The following is a 24,973-nucleotide window of genomic DNA, read 5'->3' on the forward strand; positions in this document are numbered from 1 at the left end:
ATTTTTCCCCACCACCCAGAAAGAGTCCCGTGAGCGAGAACGCAAACGCGTCGTTGCCCGTCAACGCGCCCTGGATCGTCATGAAGTTCGGCGGCACCTCCGTGGCCACCGCCGCACGCTGGCGCAACATCCTCGAGCTGGCCGCCAGCCGCCGCGCCGAAGGCGCCCGCGTGCTGATCGTGGTCTCGGCCCTGTCCGGTATCACCGACGGCCTGAAACAGCTTTGCACCCACGCCGACTCCAAACGCCGCTCGGACGCGGCCTCCGCACTGGCCGATCGCCACCATGCCCTGCTCGCCGAGATGTCGCTGGCGATGCCGGAAACGCTCGGCGCGCGCCTGGCCGACCTGGCCCGGCTGGCCGCCGACGGTGCCGCCGAGTTGGGCGAACTGGCCTGGCAGGCCGCGGTGCAGGCGCATGGCGAGCTCATGTCGAGCGCGCTCGGCGCGGCGTTCCTCAGCGCCGGCGGCTTGCCCACCACCTGGGTGGACGCGCGCGAGTGCCTGCATTCGGTGGCGCTGCCCAACCAGAACGAGCGCACGCGCCTGCTCTCGGCGATGGTCGAGCCGCACCACGACGCCGCCCTGTCGGCGGCGCTCGCGGAGCGGGGCGAGGTCTTCATCACCCAGGGTTTCATCGCCCGCGACGACGCCGGACGCACGGTGCTGCTTGGCCGCGGCGGTTCGGATACCTCCGCCGCGTACTTCGGCGCGCTGCTCGGCGCCGCGCGCGTGGAGATCTGGACCGACGTGGCCGGCATGTTCAGCGCCAATCCGCGGCAAGTGGCCGGGGCGCGCCTGCTCCAACGCCTGGATTACGAAGAAGCCCAGGAAATCGCCTCCACGGGCGCCAAGGTGCTGCATCCGCGTTGCCTTTCGCCGTTGCGCGAGCCGCGCGTGCCCCTGCTGGTGAAGGACACCAACCGTCCCGAACTCGAGGGCACGGTGATCGGGCCCGAGGTGCGCGAGCATGCGCCGAGCATCAAGGCGATCAGCGCGCGCAAGGGCATCACCCTGGTGTCGATGGAGTCGGTGGGCATGTGGCAGCAGGTCGGTTTTCTCGCCGACGTGTTCGACGCCTTCAAGCGCCACGGTCTGTCGGTCGACCTCATCGGCTCGGCCGAGACCAACGTCACCGTGTCGCTCGATCCCACCGAGAACCTGCTCGACTCCGATGCCATCGCCGCGCTCGCCGCCGACCTGGCGCGCGTGTGCCGGGTGAAGGTGATCGCGCCCTGCGCGGCCATCACGCTGGTGGGTCGCGGCATGCGTTCGATGCTGCACAAGCTCTCCGGCGTGCTGGCCGAATTCGGTCAGTTGCGCGTGCACCTGATCTCGCAGTCGTCCAACAACCTCAACATCACCTTCGTGGTGGACGAAGACGTGGTGGACGACATGCTGCCCCGCCTGCACGAGTTGCTCATCGGTGCCGGTGCGCTGCGCACCGACGACAGCATGGTGTTCGGCCCGAGCTGGCAGTCGCTTTACGGCACGGGCGAACAGGCCGTGCCTGCCGCCACCTGGTGGCAGGCCGAGCGTCCCCGCCTGCTCGAACTCGCGCGCGAGCGCACGCCGCGCTACGTCTACCACCTGCCCACCGTGCGCGCGCAGGCGCGTCGGGTGAAGTCGCTCAAGGCGATCGACCGCGCGCATTACGCGGTGAAGGCCAATACCCATCCCGGCATCCTGAAGGTGCTGGCCGAGGAAGGCTTCGCGTTCGAGTGCGTGTCGCCCGGCGAACTGGCCGCGGTATCGGCCGTGGTGCCGGAAAGCACCCCGCTGCTGTTCACGCCGAACTTCGCCTCGCGTCGCGATTTCGCCGCGGCGCTGGAAACGCGTGCCACCATCACCATCGACGCGCTGCATCCCATCGAACACTGGGGCGAGATGTTCGCCGGCCGCGACGTCGTGTTGCGCGTGGACCTCGGCCGCGGCCTCGGCCACCACGACAAGGTGAAGACCGGCGGCGTCGGCAGCAAGTTCGGCGTGCCCATCGAACACATCGACCGTTTCCTGCGCCGGGCCGACGAGGCCGGCGCGCGCGTGATCGGCCTGCATGCGCACCTGGGTTCGGGCATCCTCGACGCCGCGCACTGGGGCGAGGTGTATTCGCAGCTCGCCGCGCTCGCCGAGCGCATCGGCACCATCACGGTGCTGAACATCGGCGGCGGACTCGGCGTGCCCTCGCATCCCGGTGAGACGCCGCTCGACATGGTGGCCCTCGATCGCGTGCTCACCTCCGTGCGGCAGGCCTATCCTCAGTTCCAGGTGTGGATGGAGCCGGGCCGCTTCCTCGTGGCCGATGCCGGCGTGCTGCTGGCGAAGGTCACCCAGGAGAAGGAGAAGGGCGCCAACGTGCGTTACCTCGGGCTGGATACGGGCATGAACAGCCTGATCCGCCCCGCGCTGTACGATGCGTGGCACGAAATCGCCAATCTTTCGCGCTTCGGCGAACCCGCCACGACGATGTACCAGGTGGTGGGCCCGATCTGCGAATCCGGCGATATCCTCGGTTCGGACCGCCGTCTGCCCGAATCGCGCGAGGACGATGTCATCCTGGTCGCGCAGGGTGGTGCCTATGGCGCCGTCATGGCGTCCCGCTACAACCTGCGTGACGAGGCCGACGAGGTGCTGCTCCCGTGACATCCGCGTTCACCGATCCCCGCGGCAGCCAGCGCTTCCGTTTCGTTCGCCACACCTACGCGGAGGGCGTGGCCGAGCTGGCCTACGCCTTCGACGACGGCGCCGAACTCGTCGAGCGGGTGACCTTTCCCGGTGCCCCGGCGGTGCCTGCCGGGCGCGAGGCCGCGTTCGCCGCGGCCCTGCGCCTGCTGCACCTCGTCGCCGGCGTGAGTTACTACAAGGCGGGCATTCCCGACACGATCGTCGTCGAGGGCGAAGCCCTCGACGAGGACAGCGCATCGCTCGCCGATGCGCTGTACCTGCACGGCCTGGCCGAGTTCGCCTATCGCAACAAGCTCGACCTGCGCGGCCGCATCCGTTTCCCGTTCGAGGGGAAAGGCCACGCCCCGGCGCCTGCGGTGGGCCTGCCGAAACGTTCGTTACTGCCGATCGGTGGCGGCAAGGATTCGGTGGTGGCGGTGGAAGCGGTCAAGTCCATCGGTGCCGACGCCACGGCCGCATGGGTGGGCAATTCGCCGCTCATCGCCGGTTGCGCGGCGCGCACGGGCCTGCCCACGCTCAACATCTCGCGCGAACTCGCGCCGGGCCTGTTCGAACTCAACCGCCTGGGCGCGTGGAACGGCCACATCCCGGTCACTGCGATCAATTCGGCGATCCTCACGCTGGCCGCCATCCTCTACGGCTACGACTCGATCGTGTTCGCCAACGAGCGTTCCGCGTCGGTCGCCACGCTGGAATACGACGGCCAGGAAGTGAACCACCAGTGGAGCAAGGGCTTCGGTTTCGAGAAGACCTTCCACGACTACCTGCATTCGCACGTCGCCGCCGACCTCGACTACTGCTCGCTGCTGCGGCCATGGTCGGAGCTGGCGGTGACCAGCGCCTTCGCGCGGCTGGGCGGCAACTACTTCGACGTGTTCTCCAGCTGCAACCGCAACTTCAAGATCCTCGGCCCCAAGCCGGCCGATCGCTGGTGCGGGCAGTGCCCGAAGTGCCATTTCGTGTTCCTGGCGCTGGCGCCGTTCATGGCCAAGCCGCGCCTGCTGTCGATCTTCGGCCGCAACCTGCTCGACGACGAGTCGCTCGCCGGCGCGTTCGACGCGTTGCTCGAGTACAAGGACCACAAGCCTTTCGAATGCGTGGGTGAGGGCGCGGAGGCGCGCGCGGCCATGGCGGCACTGGCCGAACGGCCCGAGTGGCGCGAAGACGCCCTGGTGGCGCGCTTCCGCCGCGAGATCCTGCCGCAACTGGATCGTTCCGACCTCGCGCTCGAGCCCTGGCTGAAGCCGGGGGCCTCGCACTTGGTGCCCGAACGCCTGCGCGGAGCGCTGGATGCGCTGGGCTGACCTCGCGGGGCGGCGTATCGCCGTCTGGGGATTCGGTCGTGAGGGCCGTGCTGCGCTGAACGCGCTGGCCCGGCATCTTCCCGGCCAGCCGGTCGACCTGCATTGCGCCCCCGACGAAGCGGACGTGGCGCGCGCGGCGTTTCCTTCGGCACGCGTGCATGTCGATGCGCCCGATGAAGCGACGCTTTCCGGCTATGACGTCGTGATCAAGTCGCCCGGTATTTCGGCCTACAAGCCGGAGCTGCTCGGCGCGCAATCGCGCGGCACGCGTTTCACCTCGGGCACGGCGCTTTGGTTCGCGTCGCATGCCGACGCGCGCACCGTCGCCGTCACCGGCACCAAGGGCAAGAGCACCACGTCCGCGCTGCTGGCGCACCTGGCGCGTTCGCTCGGCGTGCGCACCGCCCTGGCGGGCAATATCGGCCTGCCGATGCTCGAACTCGATGGTGAAGCGGCCGACCTGTGGGTGATCGAGCTGTCGAGCTTCCAGACTTCGGAGGCGTCGGGCGTCGATCTCGGCGTCGTCACCAGTCTCTACGAAGAACACCTCGACTGGCATGGATCGCGCGAGCGTTACGTCGACGACAAGCTCAAGCTGCTGGCTGCGTCCGCGCGCGTGCTCGTCAACGCGGCGCAGCCGGTATTGCGGGAGCGGGCCGCCGGTCATCCCGGCCTGAACACCTTCGGCGATTCCGCGGGATGGCATGTGGCCGACAGCTGGATCCGTCGCGGCGACGACAACGTGGTGCGCGCTTCGACGGTGTCCGCGCCGGGCCTGCACAACGCGATCAACGCCTGCGCGGCGCTGGCCGCGCTGGAACTCATGGGGTTCGACGCCCGCCGCGCCGCGCCCGCCGTGGCTACCTTCGTGCCGTTGCCGCACCGCCTGCAACCGCTGGGCGAACGCGACGGCCTGTACTGGATCAACGACTCGATCAGCACCACGCCGCTGGCGAGCCTCGCCGCGCTGGAAAGCGTGGGTGACCGACGGGTGGCGTTGATCGTCGGTGGACATGATCGGGGGCTGGACTGGACGCCGTTCGTCGACGCGATGCGCGCGCATGCCCCGGTGGCGATCGTGTGCCAGGGGAAGAGCGGGCCGCGCATCGCCGATGCGCTGGACGCCGCCGGTGTCGCAAACGTCCATCGCGCGCTGGATCTGGCGGCTGCGGTCGGTGCGGCACGCCATGCGTTCGGAGGTGACGGCGTGGTGCTTCTCTCACCGGGGGCGCCGAGTTTCGACCAGTTCAAGGATTATGCGGAGCGCGGCAAGCGTTTTGCCGAACTGGCGGGGTTCGAGGCGAAAGCCGCTTCGATCCAGGGGCTCGGTATCGCCTGATCTGGCGTTGTCGCGACCGGGTTCGCCGATACGATCGGCTCCCACCCCTTCGGTGGCAACCTCACGGTGATTCGGCGCCTGACAGGCCAGCAGTGAACCGGCTACCGAAGGGGTGGGAGCCGATCGTATCGGCGAACGGTCGGGCGAGTGCGTCAATCGTTGGCCGCGGCCAACAAGGTGCCGACCACAGCCGCGAGCGCCGCATAAAGCTCCGGCGGCACGTCGTCGCGCAAACGCACCGCGGCGAGCAAGGTGGCGATCTGCGGATCCAGGTGTGGCGCCAGGCCGAGCGCGCGTGCCCGTTCGAGCATGGACGCCACGCCGGCGGCATCGATCCGCTGCGCGGCGCCGTTGCCGGTCGGCGAGGCCAGGCGCAACGTGACGCTGCGACGTGGCGAAGGAAGCGAGGCGGTCATGCGCGCGCCTCGAGCAATACGGCGCTGTAGGCGCCGGAGGAAACCGGCATGCCGTGGGTGCACGAGAACTGGTCGAGCTGCAGCCCGCTCTTTTCGAGCTGGCGGCGCAACGACACGAACGAGGCTTCCAGGCGCGTGACCGTCTCCATATGCTGCGCCCACAGGCGCACCGACACGCGCGGCACGCGCAGGTGGATTTCGCCTTGCACGGCACCGAGCGTCGGCGGATCGATGGCGAAACCCACCGTCCAGCCGCCTTCGGATTCTCCGGCCGCGGGCTTGCCTTCCTCGATGCGCAACTGGAGTACGTCATAGCCACCGCGAACGCCCGCCAGCGGAATTTCCACCATCCACAGGCCGGGTTGCGGCTGCGACTCGAGCTGGCCGATCTCCACGCGGGCGACCGCCGCGCGCACGTCCGTGCGCAACTGGTTCACCAGCGATTCGACGTCCTCGTCGGCCAGCGGCAGCTCGCCGGCACGCGGCTGCGCCACGAGCGCGCGCTGCGCCAGGGGCGGTGGCGTGTCGGTGGCCGGCCGGTCGGGGACCCCGCCGGGGCGGGAGGGCGGTACGTCGGCGAGCGCGCGGCGCAGGAAGAGCAGGGCGGCCTTGAAATCGTCGGCGGCGGGCGTGGGTTCGTCCGCCTGGGCGAGGTTCGCCTCGAGGAAGCTGCCGCTCTTGGCGATGGCTTCCTTCATGCCCATGGGCGACGCGATGTCGTCGGGCTTGTTGATCGTGGCTTCCAGCGTGGCCAGTGCCGCGCGCAACGGCGCGGGCAGGGCACGGGCCATCGGCCGGCGAGCCAGGGCGGCCAGCGTGCCGAGCAGGGAGGCGTAGCCGTTCTGCTGGGGCAGCCGCTCACGCAGGCCCTGCATGGCTACCCGCTCGTCGACGGGGCCGGCCAGTACCTCGAGCTGGGGCTGCGCGCCCTGGGTGAGCACGCGTACCTGGAACTGCTGCGGCAGCTGGGAGCCCGTCGCGTCGGCCTCGACGGCGAGGCCGCCGATGTCCAGCAGCAGCTTGCCGACCTCGGTCTGCCCCATCACCCGTGCCGACAGCAGCGTGCCCACGCGCCACGCGTCGACGGCCGCCGTGGTGCCCGCGGCCGCGCCGGCCCATAGCTGGGCAGCGAAACTGGTCGGCAGGATGTTCAAAGGGGCAGGTCCTCCGCGGGCCTGGGCGAAACCCACATGGTTCCGCGCCTGTGGCATAGAGGATCGGCTGGGATCGCAGGAACTTTAGGCGGGCGAGTCGGCCCTTCGGGCCTGCGGGTCGCGGCCATGGGCCGCTGTTCACGGTTCACAGGCTGCGGCCGACTCGCAGGCCCGAAGGGCCGGCGCACTCCGCTAGAATAGCGCCCATGACCCAGCTTCTCTTCGACCTCCTCGCCACCGATGGCGCGGCCCGGCGCGGCCGTCTCCGCTTCGGCCGCGGCACCGTGGAAACCCCCGCGTTCATGCCCGTGGGCACCTACGGCTCCGTCAAGGCCATGACCCCGCGCGACGTGCTCGACATCGGCGCGGAAATCATCCTCGGCAATACCTTCCACCTTTTCCTGCGGCCGGGGCTGGAGATCGTGGGCGAGTTCGGCGGCCTGCACAAGTTCATCGGCTGGAACAAACCCATTCTCACCGACTCGGGCGGCTTCCAGGTGTTCTCGCTGGCGCACAAGCGCAAGATCACCGAGGAAGGCGTCACCTTCGCCTCGCCCGTGGACGGCTCGAAGGTGTTCCTCTCGCCCGAGGAATCGATGCGGATCCAGAAGGTGCTCGATTCGGACATCGCGATGATCTTCGACGAGTGCACGCCATACCCGGCCACCGAAAGGGTCGCCTCCGATTCCATGGAGCTAAGCTTGCGCTGGGCCGAACGCTCGCGACGGGCCTTCGACGACCTGAAGAACCCCAATGCGCTCTTCGGCATCGTCCAGGGCAGCACGTTCGAGGCGCTTCGCCACCGTTCGGCCGAGCGCCTGGTGGAGATCGGTTTCGACGGCTACGCGGTGGGCGGCCTCGCCGTCGGCGAGCCGGAGGCCGAGCGCAACCACACCCTCGACGTCACCCTGCCCATGCTGCCGGCCGACCGGCCCCGCTATCTCATGGGCGTGGGCCGTCCCGAGGACATCGTCGAGGCCGTGCGCCGCGGCATCGATATGTTCGATTGCGTCATGCCCACGCGCAACGCCCGCAACGGTTTCCTGTTTACCGACAAGGGCACGTTACGCATACGTAACGCGAAGTTCGCCACCGATACGCGCGTGATCGAAGAAGGTTGCGATTGCTACGCCTGCGCCAACGGGTTCTCCCGCGCCTACCTGCGCCACCTCGACCGCTGCAACGAGATCCTGGGCAGCCAGCTCGCCACGATGCACAACCTGCGCCACTACCAGCGCCTGATGGCCGGTCTGCGTGGGGCCATCGAAACGGGCACGCTGGACGATTTCGTCGCGGGCTTCTACGAAGCGCGCGCCAGGGGCACCGTCGAGGGCTGACGGGCCTTGCGGGCGTTCGCGTTCGCCCCCAAAGCCCGGATGGGACGCGGTTCATAACCGCCGGGGTGCGTGGCATAATCCACGATCTTTTTCCGTGAACGGCCTTTTTTTCTTGGTCGTTCCATGACTTGCGAGAAATCTGATGAGCCTCACGACGATTGCCACCCTTGCGCTGCAAGCCGCCCCCGCCGCCGGTGGCGCCCAGGGCGGTGCCCTCGGCCTGTCGCCCCTGATCATGATGGCGGTGCTGTTCGGCATCTTCTATTTCATGATGATCCGCCCGCAGATGAAGCGTCAGAAGGAGCACCGCGCACTGCTCTCGGCGCTGGCCAAGGGCGACGAGGTGGTGATGAGCGGTGGCCTCGCCGGCCGCATCGAAGACGTGGGCGAGTCGTTCGTGCGCGTCGAGATCGCCCCGGGCACCGTTGTGCAGGTGCAGAAAAGCGCGATCACCCAGGTGCTGCCCAAGGGCAGCCTGAAGAAGTCCTAAGCGCCTCCTACAACCGCGTCTGCCGCGGCCGTTGCACGGCCGCTCTCACGGAATGCCATACACATGAGTGATTTTCCACGCTGGAAATACGCGCTTGTCGTGATCGTGCTGCTGTTCGGCATCGTCTACGCCCTGCCGAACGTCTTCCCGCCGCAGCCCGCGGTGCAGATATCGGGCAACCGCGGCACCACGATCGACGCCGCGCTGAAGGGCAAGGTCGAAGGCCTGCTCGCCACGGCCAAGGTGCCCGCCTCGTCGATCCAGATCGACGACAAGGCGGGGCGCTTGCTGGCCCGCTTCGGCAACGCGGACGCACAGTCCAAGGCGTCCGACGCGCTGCGCGTCGGCCTGGGCGACAACTACACGGTGGCGCTGAACCAGGCCTCCACCGTGCCGGCCTGGCTGCAGTCGCTCGGCGCCAACTCGATGCCGCTCGGCCTCGACCTGCAGGGTGGCGTGCACTTCCTGATGGAAGTCGACCAGAACGCCGTCATCGACACGCAGGAAAACCGCTACACCGACGACATCCGTTCGATGTTGCGCGAGAAGAAGGTCAACTACGATTCGGTCAACCGCAACGCGCGCGGCCAGGGCGTCAACGTGGTGCTGCGCACCGATGCCGACCGCCAGCAGGCGGCATCGCTCATCGGCGCGGATTACCCCGAGCTGCAGGTCGCCGACGGCCCGTCCAGCGGCAACCGGTTCGTGCTCAACGCCACGATCAAGCCGGCGAAGCTGCGCGAAGTCGCGCAGGGCATGATCACGCAGAACCTCACCACCCTGCGCCAGCGCGTGAACGCGCTGGGCGTATCCGAGCCGCTCATCCAGCAGCAGGGCACCAGCCAGATCGTGGTCGAACTGGCGGGCGTGCAGGATACCGCCGAGGCGAAGAAGATCATCGGTGCCGTGGCGTCGCTGCAGTACCGCGCAGGCCTCTACACGCCGCAGCAGGCGCTGGACGCCGCGCGCACGAAGAACGTGCCGCCGGACGCCAAGCTCTACTTCGGTCGTGACGGTCGGCCTTACCTGCTCAGCAAGTCGGTGATCGCCACCGGCGACGAGCTGGTCGACGCCCAGTCCGGCCGCGATCCGCAGAACGGCACGCCGATGGTGAGCGTCACGCTCAACAGCTCCGGCGCGCGCAAGATGCAGGAGTTCACCAACAACAACGTCGGCAAGCCGATGGCGGTGCTCTACACCACGCGCACCACCGAAACCAAGATGGTCGACGGCAAGGAAGTGAAGACGCCGAAGATCGTCGAGGAAGTGATCAACTACGCCAACATCAGCAGCCCGTTCGGCAAGAAATTCCAGACCAACGGCCTGCCGTCCGATGCCGAGGCCTCCGAGCTCGCCCTGCTGCTGCGCGGCGGTTCGTTCGCGGTGCCCATCGACATCGTCGGCGAAAGCGTCATCGGTCCCAGCCTCGGTGCCGACAACATCGACAAGGGCTTCAAGGCGGTGATGCTCGGCCTGGGCCTCGTGCTCGTGGCCGCGGCCATCTACTACAAGCTCTTCGGCCTGGTGGCCGACATCGCGCTGTTCTTCAACCTCGTGCTGCTCGTGGCCGTGATGTCGATGATCCACGTCACGCTCACCATGCCGGGCATCGCGGGTATCGTGCTAACGCTGGGCATGGCCATCGACGCCAACGTGCTCATCTGCGAACGCATCCGCGAAGAACTGCGCAACGGCTCGTCGCCCCTGGCGTCGATCCGTACCGGTTACGACAAGGCCTGGGCGACCATTCTCGATGCCAACGTCACCCACCTGCTCGCGGCGCTCGGCCTCATGACCATGGGCTCGGGCCCGATCAAGGGCTTCGGCGTCACGCTTTTCATCGGTATCCTCACGTCGATGTTCACGTCGGTGACGGTCACCCATGCCATCACGGCGCTGATCCACGGCGGCCGCAAGCTCAAGACCCTGTCGGTCTGACGGGAGGGACGCCATGGAAATCTTCAACCACAACGCCAACTTCAACTTCCTCGGCCTGCGCCGCTTCAGCATCGGCCTCGCCGCGCTGCTGATCGTCGCCTCGGTGGCACTGATCGGGGCCAAGGGTTTCAATTACGGACAGGACTTCCTGGGCGGCGTGTCCGTCTCGGTGGCCTTCCAGAATCCGGTCGACACCAACGACGTGCGCGACGCCCTGGAAAAGAGCGGCGTCGAGAACCCGCTGGTGCAGGCCGTGGGCGGCAGCCGCGAGGTGGCCGTTCGCCTGCTGCCGAAGGACGACGCGAAGAACGGTGGCGCGGCCACCGGCGACGAGGCCGCCTCGCGCGTGGCCAAGGACGTCGTCAAGGCCATCCAGGCCGTTCGTCCCGATGCTTCCATGAAGAGCTACTCCTTCGTCGGCCCGCAGGTGGGCGAGGAGCTGCGCAGCGACGGTATCGTCGCGGTGATCTTCGTCATCGTCGGCATCATGGGCTACCTGTGGATCCGTTTCGAGAAGCGCTTCGCCATCGCGGCGTTGCTCACCGAAATCCACGACGTGCTGGTCACCCTGGGTATCTTCGCGCTCACCCAGCGCGAATTCGACCTCACGGTGCTGGCCTCGGTGCTGGCGGTGGTCGGCTACTCGATCAACGACAAGGTGGTGGTGTTCGACCGCGTCCGCGAGCTGTTCCGGTCCAGCCGCAACGCTACGCCTGAGGAAGTACTCAACCGCTCGATCAACAGCACGCTGTCGCGAACCATCATCACCTCGCTGTTCACGGGCATCACCATGGCCGCGCTCTACTTCATCGGCGGCCCGGTTGTACACAACTTCGCCATCACGATGCTCATCGGTATCCTGGTCGGCACGCTGTCGTCGATCTTCGTCGCCAGCCCGATCCTCCTGTGGCTGGGCGTGTCCAAGCAGGATCTGATGCCCCGGACCAAGGAAGATCCCGAGCTGTCCCGGCGTCCGTAAGTCGCGAAACCCGCCGAGAGGCGGGTTTTTCGTACGGTGTGCGCAGAGCCGATCGGGTGCTGTCGTGGCTTCGTGCCTTGCGCCCGAGCAAGCGACGAGGCCACCGATGCAGGCCTCCGTCCAACCCGTAAGATTCATCCGCTTAAAAAAAAAGAAACCCGCCGAAGCGGGTTTCTTTTCGGTGTCACACCCCGTCCCTGAGGATCAGTAGTCGTCGCCGTCCTCGGTGGCGCCCTCTGCGTCGTTGGCCAAGGTGACCACGACGTAGGCGGAGCCCACGAAAGACGCACACAGCCAGGCGTAAGCTATCTGGATGGCGGTGCGCGGGATGGCGGCGGCCACACGTGGCGCGAGGGCGAGACCGACGATGCCCGCGACGGCGAGCACGGTGGCCACGGCCCACGCCAGGCGCCTGGATGGCGACTCGGTGGTGACGACGTTCATGATGTGTTCTTTGCCCCTGTTTTCTGCCCTATGTCGCGACACCGTGAATATGGCGTGATGTCGCTTGGTGTAGGAAATACCCTACAAGAACCTGCTGGGCAAGTGCCCAAATGCTGAACGAATTCCTTGACGTGGTGAGGGCTTCCGTGCAGAGCATTCCCCAAGTTCAAGACCTGGCTCGTTTTTTTCTTTCGAAGGGCGCTTTTGATGGCTGAAAGATCTTTCCCCGGTTTCACACTTCGCAGCGGCGCGACGCGTGAAGGCTCCCGCTACACGGCCTTGGTGGCTTCGCATCCGGACGACGGCAGCTTCCCGAGCTACTTCGCCGTCTACGAGAACCGGAGCTTCCGCAGCGAGGAAGATGCCGCGGCGGCGGCCGAGAAGGCCCTGGCGCTGGTGGTGGGCGTCGAAGAAGACGGTACCCCCGCGTTTGCGGAAGGGGAGACGGGCTTCGACGACGATCGCGCCGCCGACGAATGACGGCAAACAGGGCCACGAACGTCCGGGCTGCCGACATCGGCGGAAGGGGGGGGATTCCCTGTCGCACGTGGAAGCGCCCGAGGTGAATGCCGCTAGGGATACCTACCGGCCCAGGCTTGGGCTAGGCCGCGCGTCGCGTGAAAATGTCGCTTGACAGCTACCCATGTCGCGGCGCGTCATACGCCTTCGGGGGCGATGACGACAGTAGGCGACCGATGAGCGAAGGGGAAGGACGGTACCGGCAATTCGTCGAAGCCTCGACCGATTGCATGAAGGAGCTCGATCGCGACGGCGTGATCCGTTTCGTCGCTGGCATGGGTTGCCTTGCGCTGGCGCCCGAGGGCGGCGATCGCCTGATCGGCATGCCCTGGCTAGCCCTGTGGCCCGACGAGGCGAGGGACATGGTGGCCCGCGTGCTCGAACGGGCCGCCGCCGGTGAACGGGTGGATTTCGTCAGCCCACGACGCACGAGCCTGGGTGCCATGCGCTGGTGGGAGGTGACGGTCGCGCCCGTGGTCGCCGCGGACGCCCTGGATCATTTCATCGTCATCAGTCGCGACGTGACCGAGCGGGTGGAACTGCAGGTCGCGCTCGAGTCGATCAACGAACTGCTGCAGGCGCGCCTGAACGAGTCGGTGGCGCGCTCCGCGAACGCGTCCACGCGCTACGGCACCCTGCTCGAAAGGCTCGAAGACGAACACGGCGCACGCCGCGAGGCGGAACGCCGCGTCGACGGACTGGCCGGCCAACTGGACATGGCCAACCGGGCCCTCGCGCTGGCCGAAGCCGCCACGCACCAGGCGCAGAAACAGCATGCCATCGGCCAACTGGTCAGCGGTATCGCACACGACTTCAACAACATGCTGCAGACGGTGATCGTCAGCCTGTCGGGACTCCAGGAGGCGGCCGACGAACTCACCCCGCACCAGCGCCGCATGCTCAACTACGCCGTCGAAGGGACGCGCCATGCGACCGCGCTCACCCGTCGGCTGCTGGCGTTCGCCCGGAGCCAGCCCGAGCGGGCCGAGCCCATGGACCTGGGCGAGGTGGTGGCGAACTTCGTGGACTTTGCCCGGCACGCCATGAGCGGGCGCGTGGGCATCGAGGTGTTCCGCCAGCCGGGCGACCTGCCGGTCTGGGTCGATCGACACCACCTGGAACAAGCGCTGATGAACGTCTGCCTCAACGCGCGCGACGCGATGGAGGGTCACGGCGAGATCGTGATCGAGGTGGGCGAGCGTCCCATGGGCGGGGTACGGGAAAGCGTGCGCACCGGCCAGGTGTTCGTGAGCGTCGCCGATAACGGCGGCGGCATGCCGGAGGAAGTGCGCGATCGCCTGTTCGAGCCGTACTTCACCACGAAGGAAGGCGGCTCCGGCCTGGGCCTCGCGCAGGTGTACGGCATGGTGGCGCAGGCGGGCGGCGGGGTGGAAATCGAGAGCGAATCCGGCGTCGGTACGAAGGTGCGGCTGGTATTCCCGCGGTATGCCGGGCCGCTCGATTAGTTTTGCCAAATAACGCGATGGATTTCCTCAACTTGGCGGGCAACCGGCCGATAAGGAAGTCGACTGGAAGGAAGTTACGTCATGTTGGTCATTATCGGTTCGATCGTCGTCCTGGTCTCGGTGCTGGGCGGTTACGTGCTTTCGCACGGCACCATCGGCGCGTTGTGGCAGCCTTATGAACTGCTCATCATTTTCGGCGCGGCGCTGGGTGCGTTCATCAGCGCCAATTCCATGGAGATCGTGAAGCGCTCCCTGACCGATGCGCTGGCCCTGCTCAAGGGACCCAAGTACCGCAAGCAGGATTACGTCGACCTGCTTTCCCTGCTGTACGACATCTTCACGAAGATGCGCAAGGAAGGTCAGCTCGGCATGGAAGCGCACATCGAGGATCCGGCGAACAGCACGTTGTTCTCGGCCTATCCGCGCCTCGTGGCGGAGCATCACCTCATCGATTTCATCACCGACTGCCTGCGGCTCATCGTGGGCGGCAGCATGGATCCGCACGAGCTCGAGCAACTGCTCGAGGTGGAACTGGAAACCCATCACCACGAGGCGGTGGCGCCGGCCCTCGCCGTGCAGAAGATGGCCGACGCGCTCCCGGGCTTCGGTATCGTGGCGGCGGTGCTCGGCATCGTGATCACCATGAAGTCCATCGACGGCGACGCGGCCACCATCGGCGAGCACATCGCCGGCGCGTTGGTGGGCACGTTCCTCGGCATCCTGCTGTCGTACGGTTTCATCGGTCCGCTCTCGGCGGCGATGGAGGCGCGCGTCAACACCGACGGCAAGGCCTTCGAATGCGTGAAAGTGGCGCTCATGGCCAACCTGCGCGGCTACAACCCGATGGTGTCGGTGGAATTCGCCCGCAAGAGCCTGCAGTCGGCGGCTCGCCCGAGCTTCCAGGACCTCGAGGCGCACCTGAAGGCCGCGCGGTAACCGGCCATGAGCGAACTCAAGCAGGTCATCATCGTCCGGCGGCGAAAGAAAGGCGGCCATGGTCACCATGGCGGCGCCTGGAAGGTCGCGTATGCCGACTTCGTCACCGCGATGATGGCGTTCTTCCTCGTGATGTGGCTCGTCGGCGCGGGCACCAAGCAACAGCGCGCGGCCATCTCGGAATACTTCAAGAACCCGAGCATGTCCCAGGGCCAGTCCACGATGGCGCCGTCGGGCAAGATGGGCCCGGGCGGCGCGAGCTCCAGCATGATCAAGCTCGGCGGCGCGATGGACCTGCCGAAGGGCCCGGGCGACCAGCAGGCCTTCGCGCGGCCGGGCCAGCCCACCGACGCCGACGTCGAGAAACTCTCGAAGGAGAAGGAGCGCCGACGCCTCGAGCAGCTGATGAAAGATCTTCAGAGCGCGATCGCCAGCAGTCCGTCGATGGCGCCGTACAAAGACCAGCTGCTGCTCGACATCACCTCCGAAGGCCTGCGCATCCAGATCGTCGACAAGCAGAACCGCCCCATGTTCGACACCGGCAGCGGTGCGCTCAAGTCGTATACCGTGCAGATCCTCCACGAGCTGGCCGGCTTCATCAACCAGGTGCCCAACCCCATCAGCATCTCGGGCCACACCGACAACGCGCCTTACGTGCGGGCCGACAGCGCCTACGGCAACTGGGAACTCTCCGCCGATCGCGCCAACGCCGCGCGACGCACGCTGGTCGATGGCGGCATGGCCCCCGACAAGGTGGCGCGTGTGATCGGCCTCGCCGCGTCGGTGCCGTTCGACAGGAAGAACCCCGCCGCGGCGAGCAATCGCCGCATCAGCATCGTGGTGATGACGCACGAGGCCGCCCGGGCCGCGTTGTCGCCCGAGGTGGCCGGCGAGTCGGACGTGACCCCGCCCGTGCCGACGATGCGCTCGGCCGATCGCACCCACGTGGAGGGCGTTGGCGCGCCCTCGCCCCCGGCGCCGTCGAATCCCGCGATGACCGCGATGATGCCGTCTCCGGCGGCCCGTTGAATCGGCATGCCATCCGCGCCACTTGAAACGGTCATCCAGCCCGGTCAGTATCGGAAGGGCATGGGGGAGGAAACTCGTAGTGGAAAATCATGGCAAGTTCAGGGTGGTGGCTCGCGCGGTGAAGCAGTTCGACGACGCCGGCCAGCAGGTCTATCGCCCGAGTTATCGCATCCTCGATCACATCGGTGAGGAGATCGACGCAGGCGAGGGCAGCATCGGGTTCGGCGACGTTACCAGTGCGTACAACGAAGCGTTCGCGATGGGGCGCGAAAGGCTGCGTGAGTTGACTACCGACGCGCTTCAGTAACCTGGAATCGCCGATACGATCGGCTCCCACCCCTTCGGTAGCCAAGCATGCGAACGCATGGCGACGTAGGGCGCGCCGTTGAGGAGCACGCGAAGGTATCGCTACCGAAGGAGTGGGAGCCGATCGTATCGGCGATCAGGCGCTCCATTCATGGCGCAATTGTTCCAGTTGAGACGGCGTGCCTATGTTTCGCCAGAACCCATCGAACCGCTCGCCGCTCAATCGCCCTTGCGCGATGGCCCGCCGATACAAAGGCGCCAGCTTGAACGCGCCGGGCGCTTCTCCCGAGACGAGTTCGCGCCGGTAGACCCCCACGTTGCCGAACGTCAGACGCTCGCCGTCTTCATGCAGGTGCCCGTTGCGCAGCGCGAAATCGCCTTGCGGATGAAAATCCGGATTCGGCACCATCACCAGGTGCGCAAGGCCTTCGGGTTCACGCGGCAAGGCGGCGTAATCGATATCGCTCACGATATCCGCGCTCACCACGATGAACGGCTCGGGCCCCAGCAAGGGCAGCGCCTTCAGCATGCCGCCGCCGGTTTCCAGGGGTTGCGGCCCTTCGTACGAGTAGCGAAGCCGAACGCCCCAGCGTGATCCGTCGCCGAGCGTATCGGGAAACTGCTCGGCGAGATGCGAGATATTGATGGCGATGTAGCGCACGTCCGCCGCGGCGAGCTTCTCGATGTGATGCACGATGAGCGGTTTGCCGTTCACCTCCAGCAGCGGCTTGGGCGTGGCGTCGGTGAGCGGACGCATGCGCTCGCCGCGTCCCGCCGCGAGGATCAGGGCATGCCTCATGCGGCGGTCGCCACGCGGATGTCGCGGTCGCCGATCTGCGCTTCGATGAAGTCGGCCAGCGGCGCGATGTCGGCGTGGCGGCGCGCGGTATCGACGACGTAGCGCAGCACGCGCGGCAGGTCGTCGAGGTAACCCGGCTTGCCGTCGCGGTAGCAAAGACGGCAGAACAGGCCGAGGATCTTGATGTGCCGTTGCAGGCCGGTGAGGTCGAACCAGCGGCGGAAGCGGTCGGTGTCCACGGTCTCGTCGAGCAGTCGCGCATCGAGCAGGCGCAGGCGATAGGCCTCGACCCAGCCTTCCACGCGTTCGTTGTCCCACACGACGTAAGCATCGCGCAGCAGCGAGGCGAGGTCGTAGGTGATCGGCCCCGACATCGCGCCCTGGAAATCGATGATGCCCGGCGAACGTTCGGCGGTGACCAGCAGGTTGCGGCTGTGGTAATCGCGGTGCATGAAGGCGCGCGGCTGTTCGGCGATGGCCTTCATGATGTGCGTGAACGCGATTTCCAGCGCGTCCCAGCCGCCGCAGGTCACGCCGACGCCGAGGTGCCGGCGCAGGAACCACTCCGGCATGATGTCCATTTCCATGGTCTGCCACGCGCGGTCGAAGGCGGGCAGGCCGCCCGTGTCCACGTGCTTCTGCATGCGCAGGAGGGCATCGAGCGCGTCGCCGTAGAGGGCATCGACGGTCGCGTCGTCCAGTTCGGGCAGGTAGGTGCGGGTGCCGAGGTCCTCGATCAGCAGGAAGCCCTGCGCCAGGTCGGCCACCATCACCTTGGGCACGTGAAGACCCGCTTCGGCGAGGCGTCGACCGATCGCCACCCACGGCTCGGGGTTTTCCTTCGCCGGCGGCGAATCCATGACGATCACCGGCTGCCCCTCGACGTAGCCGCGCCAATAGCTGCGGAAGCTGGCGTCGGCGGACGCCGGTTCGAGGGTGAGCGAGGGGAGGGCGGTGGCCTGGCGGGCCCACGCCAGGCGCGCGGCGGAGCGGTCGTCGAATGCGGTCATGGGCGGGAGCTTAGCAAGCCCCTAGTACTTTTGGGCATGGCCGCGACGATCGCGCGCGGCTACTGTCGAACGATCGGGAAATCACGGCTTGAGGGGGCTTTTACCGATGATCGAGGGCGTGGAAAAGGCATCGATGACCCGGCGCGATCTCCTGCGGATGATCGGCATGGCCGGTGGCGGCGCGATGATGTACCAGGCGATGAGCGGGCTGGGGTTCGCCGCCGAGTCGCCGTACCGCAAGCCGCCTCAACTGAGCGGCGGGCGCGGCACCGTGCTGGTGCTCGGCGCGGGCCTCGCGGGACTCGTCGCGGCCTACGAACTGGGCAAGGCCGGGTATCGCGTGCAGGTGCTCGAATACAACGAGCGTGCCGGCGGCCGTAACTGGACGCTGCGCGGCGGGGACGTCTACACCGAACTGGGCGGCCACACGCAGACCTGTCGCTTCGACGCCGGCCAGTACTTCAATCCCGGCCCCTGGCGCATTCCCTATCACCATCGCGGCGTGATCGATTACTGCCGGCGTTTCGGGGTGATGCTCGAACCGTTCGTGCAGGTGAACCACAACGCCTACATCCTCGGCAAGGATGCGTTCGGCGGCAAGCCGCAACGCTTGCGCGAAGTGCAGGCCGATTTCCACGGCGGCATCGCGGAACTGCTGGCGAAGGCGTCCGGCAAGGGGCGGCTCGACGACCTGGTGTCGACGGAAGACCGCGAGGTGCTGCTCGAAGCCCTGCGCGAACTGGGGGGCCTCGACGCGCAGTTCCGCTACGTCGCCGGTCCCGCGGGCAGCGACCGCCGCGGCTACGCGAAGGAGCCCGGCGGCGGCGCCGACGGCAAGCCGGCGTTCTCCCAGCCGGTGGGGTTGCACGACATGCTCAACGCCAAGCTGTGGAAGGCGCTGAGCATGAGCGCGTCGTACGACTACCAGACCACGATGATGCAGCCGATCGGCGGCATGGATGCCATCGGCAAGGCCTTCGTGAAGCAGATCGCGCCCGGGACGATCCGTTACCGGGCGAAGGTGACCGGCATCGCGCAGGACGAGCACGGCGTCACCGTGAGCTACGAGGACACGGCCTCGCCGGGCCAGGTGCTGAAGGCCACGGCCGACTGGTGCGTGTGCACCATCCCGCTGTCGATCCTCAGCCAGATCCCCGTGCAGGTCTCGCCGGAAAAGCAGGCGGCGATCGCGGCCGTGCCGTACATGGCGTCGTCGAAGATCGGCCTGCAGTTCAAGCGCCGCTTCTGGGAGGAAGACGACGCGATCTACGGCGGCATCACCTCCACCGACCTGCCGATCGGCATGATGTCGTACCCCAGCCACGGCATCGGCACGAAAAAAGGCGTGCTGCTCGGCTCCTATACGTTCTTCACCGATGCCTACGAGCTCACGGCGCTCGACCCGGCCACGCGCGTGCGCAAAGCCGTGGAATACGGCACCCAGGTGCACCCGCAGTATCCGAAGGAGTTCGAGAACGGCATGGCGGTGGCCTGGCATCGAAGCCCTTTCACGCTGGGTTGCTTCGGCTGGTGGACGGACGAGAAACGCGAGAAGCACTACGCCGACCTGTGCTCGATGGACGGGCGCATCGTGCTGGCGGGCGAGCATGCGTCGTACCTTCCCGCCTGGCAGGAGGGCGCGATCCTCTCGTCGCTGGCGGCCATCGAGGCCCTGCACGGCCGGGCGACGAACGGAGGTCGCGCATGAAGGCGCCATGGCTGTTCCTGGCCTTGCTTGCCGCCTCGGCGGCACAGGCCCAACAGGCGAAGAAGCCCGATCCGGATTTCCTCGGCGGACGCGATGTCCAGCAGATCACGGGCGAACAGATCTTCACGCACATCTGCCAGGGTTGCCACATGCCCGATGCCAAGGGGGCGGTCGGCGCGGGCCGTTATCCCGCGCTGGCATCCAACCCGAAGCTGGCCTCGTCGGCCTATCCCGTGGTGATGGTGATGAACGGCCGTGGCGGCATGCCGCCGTTTTCGATGCTTCTGGACGACAAGCAGATCGCCGCCGTGGTGAACTACGTGCGCACGCATTTCGGCAACGCCTATACCGATACGCTCACCGCCGACGCCGTGAAGGCGTTCCGTCCGCCGCCGCCTCCCATCGACACGAAGGAACACTGACCATGCGCCATGCCCTCCTGTTTTCCTGCCTGCTGGCGTCGTCCGTCGGTGCCGCCCATGCCGCCGACGTGGTGAGGCACGCGATCCCCGGCAGCAAGTTCCCCATCGCGTCCGCGGTGGAGGTCCCCGCCGGCAAGACGCTGGTGTTCCTGAGCGGCGTGGTGCCCCCGGTGGCCGATGCCAGCGCGCCCAAGGACAGCGCCAAGGCCTACGGCGACACGAAGGCGCAGACCGTCGGCGTGCTCGGCAGCATCGAGAAGCAGCTCAAGGGCATGGGCCTGTCGATGGGCGACGTGGTGAAGATGCAGGTCTTCCTCGTCGGCGACCCGGCCGCCGGCGGCAAGATGGACTTCGCCGGCTTCATGGCGGGCTATACGCAGTTCTTCGGCACGCCGGCCCAGCCCAACCTGCCCTCGCGTTCGGCGATGCAGGTGGCGGCCCTGGCCAACCCCGGTTTCCTCGTGGAAATCGAGGTGACGGCGGTCCGGCCCTGATGAGCCACCCCCGCCGGGAGGTACTCCCGGCGGCCCGTGGCGTGTACGCTTCGTTTCTTTTGGAAGCCTGGGCGCCACATGGTTCTCACTCCTGATCCGCGGATCGGCATCGTCGGTCTCGGTTACGTCGGCCTGCCGCTGGCCGTCGAGTTCGGCAAGCACTTCGATACCCTCGGCTTCGACATCGATCCGGCGCGTATCGCCGAGCTGCGGGCCGGGCGCGACCACACCATGGAAGTGGACGCCACGGCGCTGGCCGCCGCCGCGCGCCTTCGCTACAGCGGCGACCTGGCCGACCTGGCCGGCTGCAACGTCTACGTCGTCACCGTGCCCACGCCCATCGACGAAGCGCAGCGGCCCGATCTCGGTCCGCTGGAGAAGGCCTGCCGCATGCTCGGCGGCATGCTCCGGCGTGGCGACCTGGTCATCTTCGAATCCACCGTGTATCCGGGCACCACCGAAGAGGTGTGCGTGCCGATCCTCGAGGAAGGGTCGGGCCTGGCCTTCAACGTGGATTTCCACTGCGGCTACAGCCCCGAGCGCATCAATCCCGGCGACCACGCGCGTCGCGTGGTGGACATCCGCAAGCTCACCTCAGGCTCCACGCCGGAAGCGGCCGAGCGCGTGGACGCGCTCTACCGCACGATCATCCGCGCGGGGACGCACAAGACCTCCTCGGTACGCATTGCCGAAGCGGCCAAGGTCATCGAGAACGTGCAGCGCGACGTCAACATCGCGCTGGTGAACGAATTGGCCCTGATCTTCAACCGCCTGGGCATCGATACCGGGGAAGTGCTGGAGGCCGCCGGCACCAAGTGGAACTTCCTGCCGTTCCGCCCCGGGCTCGTCGGCGGCCACTGCATCGGCGTCGATCCGTACTATCTCACGCACAAGGCCGAGGTGACCGGCTACCACCCCGAGCTGATCCTCGCCGCGCGGCGCATCAACAGCCGCATGGGCACGTACGTGGCCGACCGGGTCATCCGCCTGATGAGCGAGCGGCGCCTGCACATCGTGGATGCGCGCGTGTTGATCCTCGGTTTCGCGTTCAAGGAAAACTGCCCCGACCTGCGCAATACGCGCGTGATCGACATCGTGCGCGAGTTGCGCCAGTCGATGGCCCACGTCGACGTGTACGATCCGTGGGTGGATGCGCACGACTGCGAACGCGAGTACGGCGTGCGGCCGGTGGAGGCGATCGACGAAGGCGCCTACGATGCGGTGATCGTCGCCGTGGCGCACGACGAATTCCGTGCGTTCGGGGCGGAACGGATTCGCGGCTTCGGCAAGCCCGGCGCGGTGGTGTACGACGTGAAGTCGGTGCTGCCGCAGCACGAGGTGGACGGGCGGCTCTGAAGCGGCCCCGCGCTCAGGGAAAAACCAGCACCGGAACGGCCGCATCGCGTATGACGTCGCGCGCCGCGTGGCGAAGCAGGCGTGCCTGGTGCGAATGCCCGGGGAGCACGATGAGGTCGCAATGACACTTTTCGGCCCGGTCGAGGATGGCCATGGCGCTGCGGGTGTCCACGGCATGGTGGGTAACGACCGGCACGTCGTGCGCCAAGGCCAGCGACGTGACCTCGTCCAGCCCGGCCTGGGCGCGCTCCCATAGCCGCTGGTGGCAGGCATCGCCTTCGATCAGGTCGGCGGCCATGGCCACCGCGGGCATGGGCGCGGTCACGTAGAGCGCATGAAGCCGGCCGCCCGTCCTGGCCAGGAGTTCGATGCACGTCCTCGTGCAGAGGCGACCTTCTTCCGATCCGTCGGCGACGAGCAGGACGTTGTCGAACATGGTTGCACCCCGACCGGGACATCCGGCGCATCGGCATCGATGAACGAAGCATTGCCGCGACGCGCGATCCGGCATTTGACATGGATCAATACCGGGTCGGCATCGTTCGCCGACGATGGCCCCAACGTTCCCGGTCTCCACGCGAGGTTAGCCATGTCATCCACGCCGGCCATGCACACATCCGCGACCGCTTCGCGTGAGCTTTCCATCTTCCGGGACATCGCGGTCGTCACGACGGACATGCCCGGGGATGTGTCCGCGCTCGCCGCCGCAGCGGCGCTGGCGCGTCGATACGGCGCGGAGCTGGAGATCGTCCAGGTGCTGGCCATGCCGTTGCCGGCCGTGGATGCCTGGGCACTCATGCCCGATCCGGCGTGCACGTCGCGGTATGCCGACCTGCGTGCGCAGGCCGCAAGGCGCTCGGCCGAGTTCCAGCGCCGGTTGCCGCCCTTGGGCGTGGAAGGCCGCGTCCGCACGTTCGAGGCGTTCTACGAGTCGGTGGCCGGCATGGCGGCGACGGCGGCGCGACGCGCCGACCTCAGCGTGATCGGCCGGCCGCTCGCCTCCTCGGATGCCGCGGCGATCCACGATCGTTTCGCCGCGCTGCTCCTGGAGTCGGGACGGCCGGTGCTCCTCGTGCCCGGCGATCGCGAGCCCCCGAAGTTGCCGCCCCGGCATGCCCTCGTGGCATGGTCGGATACGCGCGAGGCGGCCCGTGCCGTCCACGATGCCCTCCCGCTGCTGGAAGCGGCCGAGTCGGTGGAGATCCTGATGGTCGACCCGACGGCGAACTTCCTGGAGGATGCGGCGAACTTCGGCACGACGCTTTGCACCCACCTCGAGCGCCATGGCGTCACGGCGCACGTCGTTACCGAAAAAACGCGGGGCCGGTACGTCAGCGGCGTCATCCTCGACCGGGCCAGCCGCGCGAAAGCGCAGCTCATCGTCGCCGGTGGCTACGGGCATACGCGCCTGCGCGAATGGGTCATCGGCGGTACCACGCGCGACCTGTTCTTCGATTCGCCGGTGCCCATCCTCTTTTCGCATTGAGCTGGCGAGCCCTCGCGCGTCGACATCCACCGGCCGGAGCGCCGCTCCATGATCGTCTACACCTGTCACGGCGCGGCCCTCGGCGTCACCGGCTCGTGCCACCTGGTCGAATGCGGCGAAAGCTGGGTGCTCGTCGATTGCGGGCTGTTCCAGGGCTCCCGCGACGCGGTGAAAGCCAACCTTCGCGATGTCGGCTTCGATCCACGGTCGATCGACGCCGTGCTGCTGACGCATGCGCACCTGGATCACTGCGGCCGCTTGCCCAAGCTGGTTCGCGACGGGTTCACCGGGCCGAGCACGCCGATGCGCCCGAACTGCTCGCCTGGCTCGGTGACGAACCGCGCCAGCGGGTGTTTCTCGTCCATGGCGAGCCCACCCGTGGCATGGCGGCGATGCGCCAGACGCTGCAGCGCCGCGGCGTCGCGGCAGTGTGTCCTGGGTACGAAGAGGCCTGCCGGCTCGCCTGAGGCGATCAGTGATGGAGCAGGACGGCGATCGCGCCGTGCGTGAGCACGTGGCGGGTGGCCCCGCCCAGCAGGCGTTCGCGGAGGCGGGAGTGGCCGTAGGCGCCCATGACCAGCAGGTCGGCCTTGAAGCGCCGGCTCCTGTCGAGCAGCACGGCACCGGCGGCCGAGGCCGTGGTGTCCACGCGCTTGCGCGTCACCTCGATGCCGTGCCGGGCGAGAAACGCCGTCGGGTCGAAGACGGGAAGGGAGTTCCGGCGTTTGCGCGTCGCGCCATCGAGCAGCAGCACGTCCTTGGCCGCGGCGAGCAAGGGAAGGCCTGCGCGAATCGCGCGCGTGGCGGCGTCGCTCCCGTCCCAGCCGATCACCACGCGGTCGAAGACGGCGTTGGGCGCGCAGACCGTCGGCAGCACGAGACAGGGAATGCCCATCCCGAGCAGCAGTTCGTCGAAACCGTCCAGGGACGTGCCGCCGTCGGCGGGCTTCTGCACGACGACGAGGTCATGCCACGTGGCGAGCGATCGCAGGCCGTGCGCCACGTCGATCTCGAGGGCGGCCCAGCTGCTGTGGTGGGCCCCGGTCATGCGGGCCATTCGCACGAAACTGTCGCCATCCCCGCCCGGTGCCATGTCACGCGAGTGATCGATCACCGCCGCGGGGCCCGGTGGCGGCACCGTCGGTTCCTGGAGGTTTCGGGTGCCGCGCAGGAAGGCGGGCGGGAGTGCGCAGCCGGTGACGGCGCCCTGGGCGCGCGCCGCGAGGCGCTGGCCGACGTACGAGGCAGCGTCACGCTGCGAACCGACGATGACGATGACGTCGCCGATCGCCGGAAGGCAGGTCTGCATCGTCGGCGAGGAGACATCGACAGGCGTGGTCAAAAGGGACATGTCGTA

Annotated in this window: 25 protein-coding genes and 1 pseudogene; 19 read left to right on the plus strand and 7 right to left on the minus strand. The window is 67.5% G+C overall.

What is annotated here, in order from left to right; genetic code table 11:
* Positions 1-29: 29 nt before the first annotated feature.
* The 3 genes from JNG39_RS00415 to murD are packed head-to-tail and all read left to right on the plus strand — an operon-like array spanning position 30 to position 5,327.
* Entirely contained in the window at positions 30-2,642 is a 2,613-nt protein-coding gene (locus JNG39_RS00415) for a bifunctional aspartate kinase/diaminopimelate decarboxylase (RefSeq protein ID WP_368309028.1), read from the plus strand.
* The gene (murL, locus tag JNG39_RS00420; protein ID WP_368309029.1) at positions 2,639-3,988 is read left to right on the plus strand and encodes a UDP-N-acetyl-alpha-D-muramoyl-L-alanyl-L-glutamate epimerase; all 1,350 of its coding nucleotides are present in this window, start codon (positions 2,639-2,641) and stop codon (positions 3,986-3,988) included. The genes JNG39_RS00415 and murL overlap by 4 nt, the downstream gene beginning before the upstream one ends.
* Positions 3,975-5,327 (plus strand): UDP-N-acetylmuramoyl-L-alanine--D-glutamate ligase, encoded by a 1,353-nt coding sequence (gene murD / locus JNG39_RS00425; RefSeq protein WP_368309031.1) that lies wholly within the window; start codon positions 3,975-3,977, stop codon positions 5,325-5,327. The genes murL and murD overlap by 14 nt, the downstream gene beginning before the upstream one ends.
* Positions 5,328-5,479: 152 nt before the next feature.
* Here the strand turns inward: murD and JNG39_RS00430 are convergent, their stop codons facing one another.
* Both JNG39_RS00430 and JNG39_RS00435 read right to left on the minus strand, forming a co-directional pair.
* On the minus strand, positions 5,480-5,743 hold the full coding sequence (locus JNG39_RS00430) for a flagellar biosynthesis protein (protein WP_144914489.1): 264 nt from the start codon (positions 5,741-5,743) through the stop codon (positions 5,480-5,482).
* A complete protein-coding gene (locus tag JNG39_RS00435) occupies positions 5,740-6,897 on the minus strand; it encodes a flagellar hook-length control protein FliK (RefSeq protein WP_368309033.1) in 1,158 nt (385 codons plus the stop codon). The genes JNG39_RS00430 and JNG39_RS00435 overlap by 4 nt, the downstream gene beginning before the upstream one ends.
* A gap of 206 nt (positions 6,898-7,103) precedes the next feature.
* Between JNG39_RS00435 and tgt the strand changes: the two genes are divergently transcribed.
* The 4 genes from tgt (at position 7,104) to secF (ending at position 11,641) form a co-directional block, all read left to right on the plus strand.
* A complete protein-coding gene (gene tgt, locus JNG39_RS00440; protein WP_368309034.1) occupies positions 7,104-8,234 on the plus strand; it encodes a tRNA guanosine(34) transglycosylase Tgt in 1,131 nt (376 codons plus the stop codon).
* Between the two features lie 142 nt (positions 8,235-8,376).
* A complete protein-coding gene (yajC, locus tag JNG39_RS00445; RefSeq protein ID WP_368309035.1) occupies positions 8,377-8,724 on the plus strand; it encodes a preprotein translocase subunit YajC in 348 nt (115 codons plus the stop codon).
* Positions 8,725-8,787: 63 nt separating this feature from the next.
* Positions 8,788-10,662: a protein translocase subunit SecD gene (gene secD / locus JNG39_RS00450; RefSeq protein ID WP_368309036.1), complete on the plus strand. Its 1,875-nt coding sequence runs from the start codon at positions 8,788-8,790 to the stop codon at positions 10,660-10,662.
* A 13-nt stretch (positions 10,663-10,675) separates the two neighbouring features.
* A complete protein-coding gene (gene secF, locus JNG39_RS00455) occupies positions 10,676-11,641 on the plus strand; it encodes a protein translocase subunit SecF (protein WP_368309037.1) in 966 nt (321 codons plus the stop codon).
* Positions 11,642-11,845: 204 nt separating this feature from the next.
* On the opposite strand, the gene JNG39_RS00460 is transcribed toward secF, so the two are convergent.
* A complete protein-coding gene (locus JNG39_RS00460; protein ID WP_368309038.1) occupies positions 11,846-12,085 on the minus strand; it encodes a hypothetical protein in 240 nt (79 codons plus the stop codon).
* Positions 12,086-12,292: 207 nt separating this feature from the next.
* On the opposite strand from JNG39_RS00460, the gene JNG39_RS00465 reads away from it, so the two are divergent.
* The 5 genes from JNG39_RS00465 to JNG39_RS00485 all read left to right on the plus strand — a co-directional run bounded on the left by JNG39_RS00465 (position 12,293) and on the right by JNG39_RS00485 (position 16,342).
* Positions 12,293-12,565, plus strand: coding sequence for a hypothetical protein (locus tag JNG39_RS00465; protein ID WP_368309039.1), 273 nt, complete (start codon positions 12,293-12,295; stop codon positions 12,563-12,565).
* Between the two features lie 215 nt (positions 12,566-12,780).
* Entirely contained in the window at positions 12,781-14,070 is a 1,290-nt protein-coding gene (locus tag JNG39_RS00470; protein ID WP_368309040.1) for a nitrogen regulation protein NR(II), read from the plus strand.
* A gap of 81 nt (positions 14,071-14,151) precedes the next feature.
* Positions 14,152-15,006: a flagellar motor stator protein MotA gene (gene motA / locus JNG39_RS00475; protein WP_205118241.1), complete on the plus strand. Its 855-nt coding sequence runs from the start codon at positions 14,152-14,154 to the stop codon at positions 15,004-15,006.
* Between the two features lie 6 nt (positions 15,007-15,012).
* Positions 15,013-16,035: a flagellar motor protein MotB gene (gene motB / locus JNG39_RS00480; RefSeq protein WP_368309041.1), complete on the plus strand. Its 1,023-nt coding sequence runs from the start codon at positions 15,013-15,015 to the stop codon at positions 16,033-16,035.
* Between the two features lie 118 nt (positions 16,036-16,153).
* On the plus strand, positions 16,154-16,342 hold the full coding sequence (locus tag JNG39_RS00485) for a hypothetical protein (RefSeq protein WP_368309042.1): 189 nt from the start codon (positions 16,154-16,156) through the stop codon (positions 16,340-16,342).
* A 135-nt stretch (positions 16,343-16,477) separates the two neighbouring features.
* On the opposite strand, the gene murU is transcribed toward JNG39_RS00485, so the two are convergent.
* Complete coding sequence (murU, locus tag JNG39_RS00490) at positions 16,478-17,140, minus strand: N-acetylmuramate alpha-1-phosphate uridylyltransferase MurU (RefSeq protein ID WP_368309043.1); 663 nt, start codon at positions 17,138-17,140, stop codon at positions 16,478-16,480.
* Positions 17,137-18,150: an aminoglycoside phosphotransferase family protein gene (locus JNG39_RS00495; RefSeq protein WP_368309044.1), complete on the minus strand. Its 1,014-nt coding sequence runs from the start codon at positions 18,148-18,150 to the stop codon at positions 17,137-17,139. The genes murU and JNG39_RS00495 overlap by 4 nt, the downstream gene beginning before the upstream one ends.
* Positions 18,151-18,283: 133 nt before the next feature.
* Between JNG39_RS00495 and JNG39_RS00500 the strand changes: the two genes are divergently transcribed.
* The 4 genes from JNG39_RS00500 to JNG39_RS00515 all read left to right on the plus strand — a co-directional run bounded on the left by JNG39_RS00500 (position 18,284) and on the right by JNG39_RS00515 (position 22,130).
* The gene (locus JNG39_RS00500; RefSeq protein WP_368310785.1) at positions 18,284-19,858 is read left to right on the plus strand and encodes a flavin monoamine oxidase family protein; all 1,575 of its coding nucleotides are present in this window, start codon (positions 18,284-18,286) and stop codon (positions 19,856-19,858) included.
* Complete coding sequence (locus JNG39_RS00505; protein WP_368309045.1) at positions 19,855-20,280, plus strand: cytochrome c; 426 nt, start codon at positions 19,855-19,857, stop codon at positions 20,278-20,280. The genes JNG39_RS00500 and JNG39_RS00505 overlap by 4 nt, the downstream gene beginning before the upstream one ends.
* 2 nt (positions 20,281-20,282) lie before the next feature.
* The gene (locus tag JNG39_RS00510) at positions 20,283-20,774 is read left to right on the plus strand and encodes a RidA family protein (protein WP_368309046.1); all 492 of its coding nucleotides are present in this window, start codon (positions 20,283-20,285) and stop codon (positions 20,772-20,774) included.
* 78 nt (positions 20,775-20,852) lie between these two features.
* On the plus strand, positions 20,853-22,130 hold the full coding sequence (locus JNG39_RS00515; RefSeq protein ID WP_368309047.1) for a nucleotide sugar dehydrogenase: 1,278 nt from the start codon (positions 20,853-20,855) through the stop codon (positions 22,128-22,130).
* Positions 22,131-22,143: 13 nt separating this feature from the next.
* On the opposite strand, the gene JNG39_RS00520 is transcribed toward JNG39_RS00515, so the two are convergent.
* Positions 22,144-22,566: a universal stress protein gene (locus tag JNG39_RS00520; RefSeq protein ID WP_368309049.1), complete on the minus strand. Its 423-nt coding sequence runs from the start codon at positions 22,564-22,566 to the stop codon at positions 22,144-22,146.
* A gap of 153 nt (positions 22,567-22,719) precedes the next feature.
* Between JNG39_RS00520 and JNG39_RS00525 the strand changes: the two genes are divergently transcribed.
* The 3 genes and pseudogenes from JNG39_RS00525 (at position 22,720) to JNG39_RS00535 (ending at position 24,083) form a co-directional block, all read left to right on the plus strand.
* Complete coding sequence (locus JNG39_RS00525; RefSeq protein WP_368309050.1) at positions 22,720-23,616, plus strand: universal stress protein; 897 nt, start codon at positions 22,720-22,722, stop codon at positions 23,614-23,616.
* Between the two features lie 48 nt (positions 23,617-23,664).
* Positions 23,665-23,907 (plus strand): annotated as a pseudogene (locus JNG39_RS00530) (MBL fold metallo-hydrolase); the annotation flags it as partial.
* 59 nt (positions 23,908-23,966) lie between these two features.
* Entirely contained in the window at positions 23,967-24,083 is a 117-nt protein-coding gene (locus tag JNG39_RS00535) for a hypothetical protein (RefSeq protein ID WP_368310786.1), read from the plus strand.
* A 5-nt stretch (positions 24,084-24,088) separates the two neighbouring features.
* Here JNG39_RS00535 and JNG39_RS00540 read toward each other — a convergent pair whose 3' ends face one another.
* Complete coding sequence (locus tag JNG39_RS00540; protein ID WP_368309051.1) at positions 24,089-24,967, minus strand: universal stress protein; 879 nt, start codon at positions 24,965-24,967, stop codon at positions 24,089-24,091.
* Between the last annotated feature and the right edge of the window lie 6 nt (positions 24,968-24,973).

It is taken from the genome of Luteibacter sp. CQ10, from assembly GCF_040900725.1.
In the GTDB taxonomy this organism is placed as follows: domain Bacteria; phylum Pseudomonadota; class Gammaproteobacteria; order Xanthomonadales; family Rhodanobacteraceae; genus Luteibacter.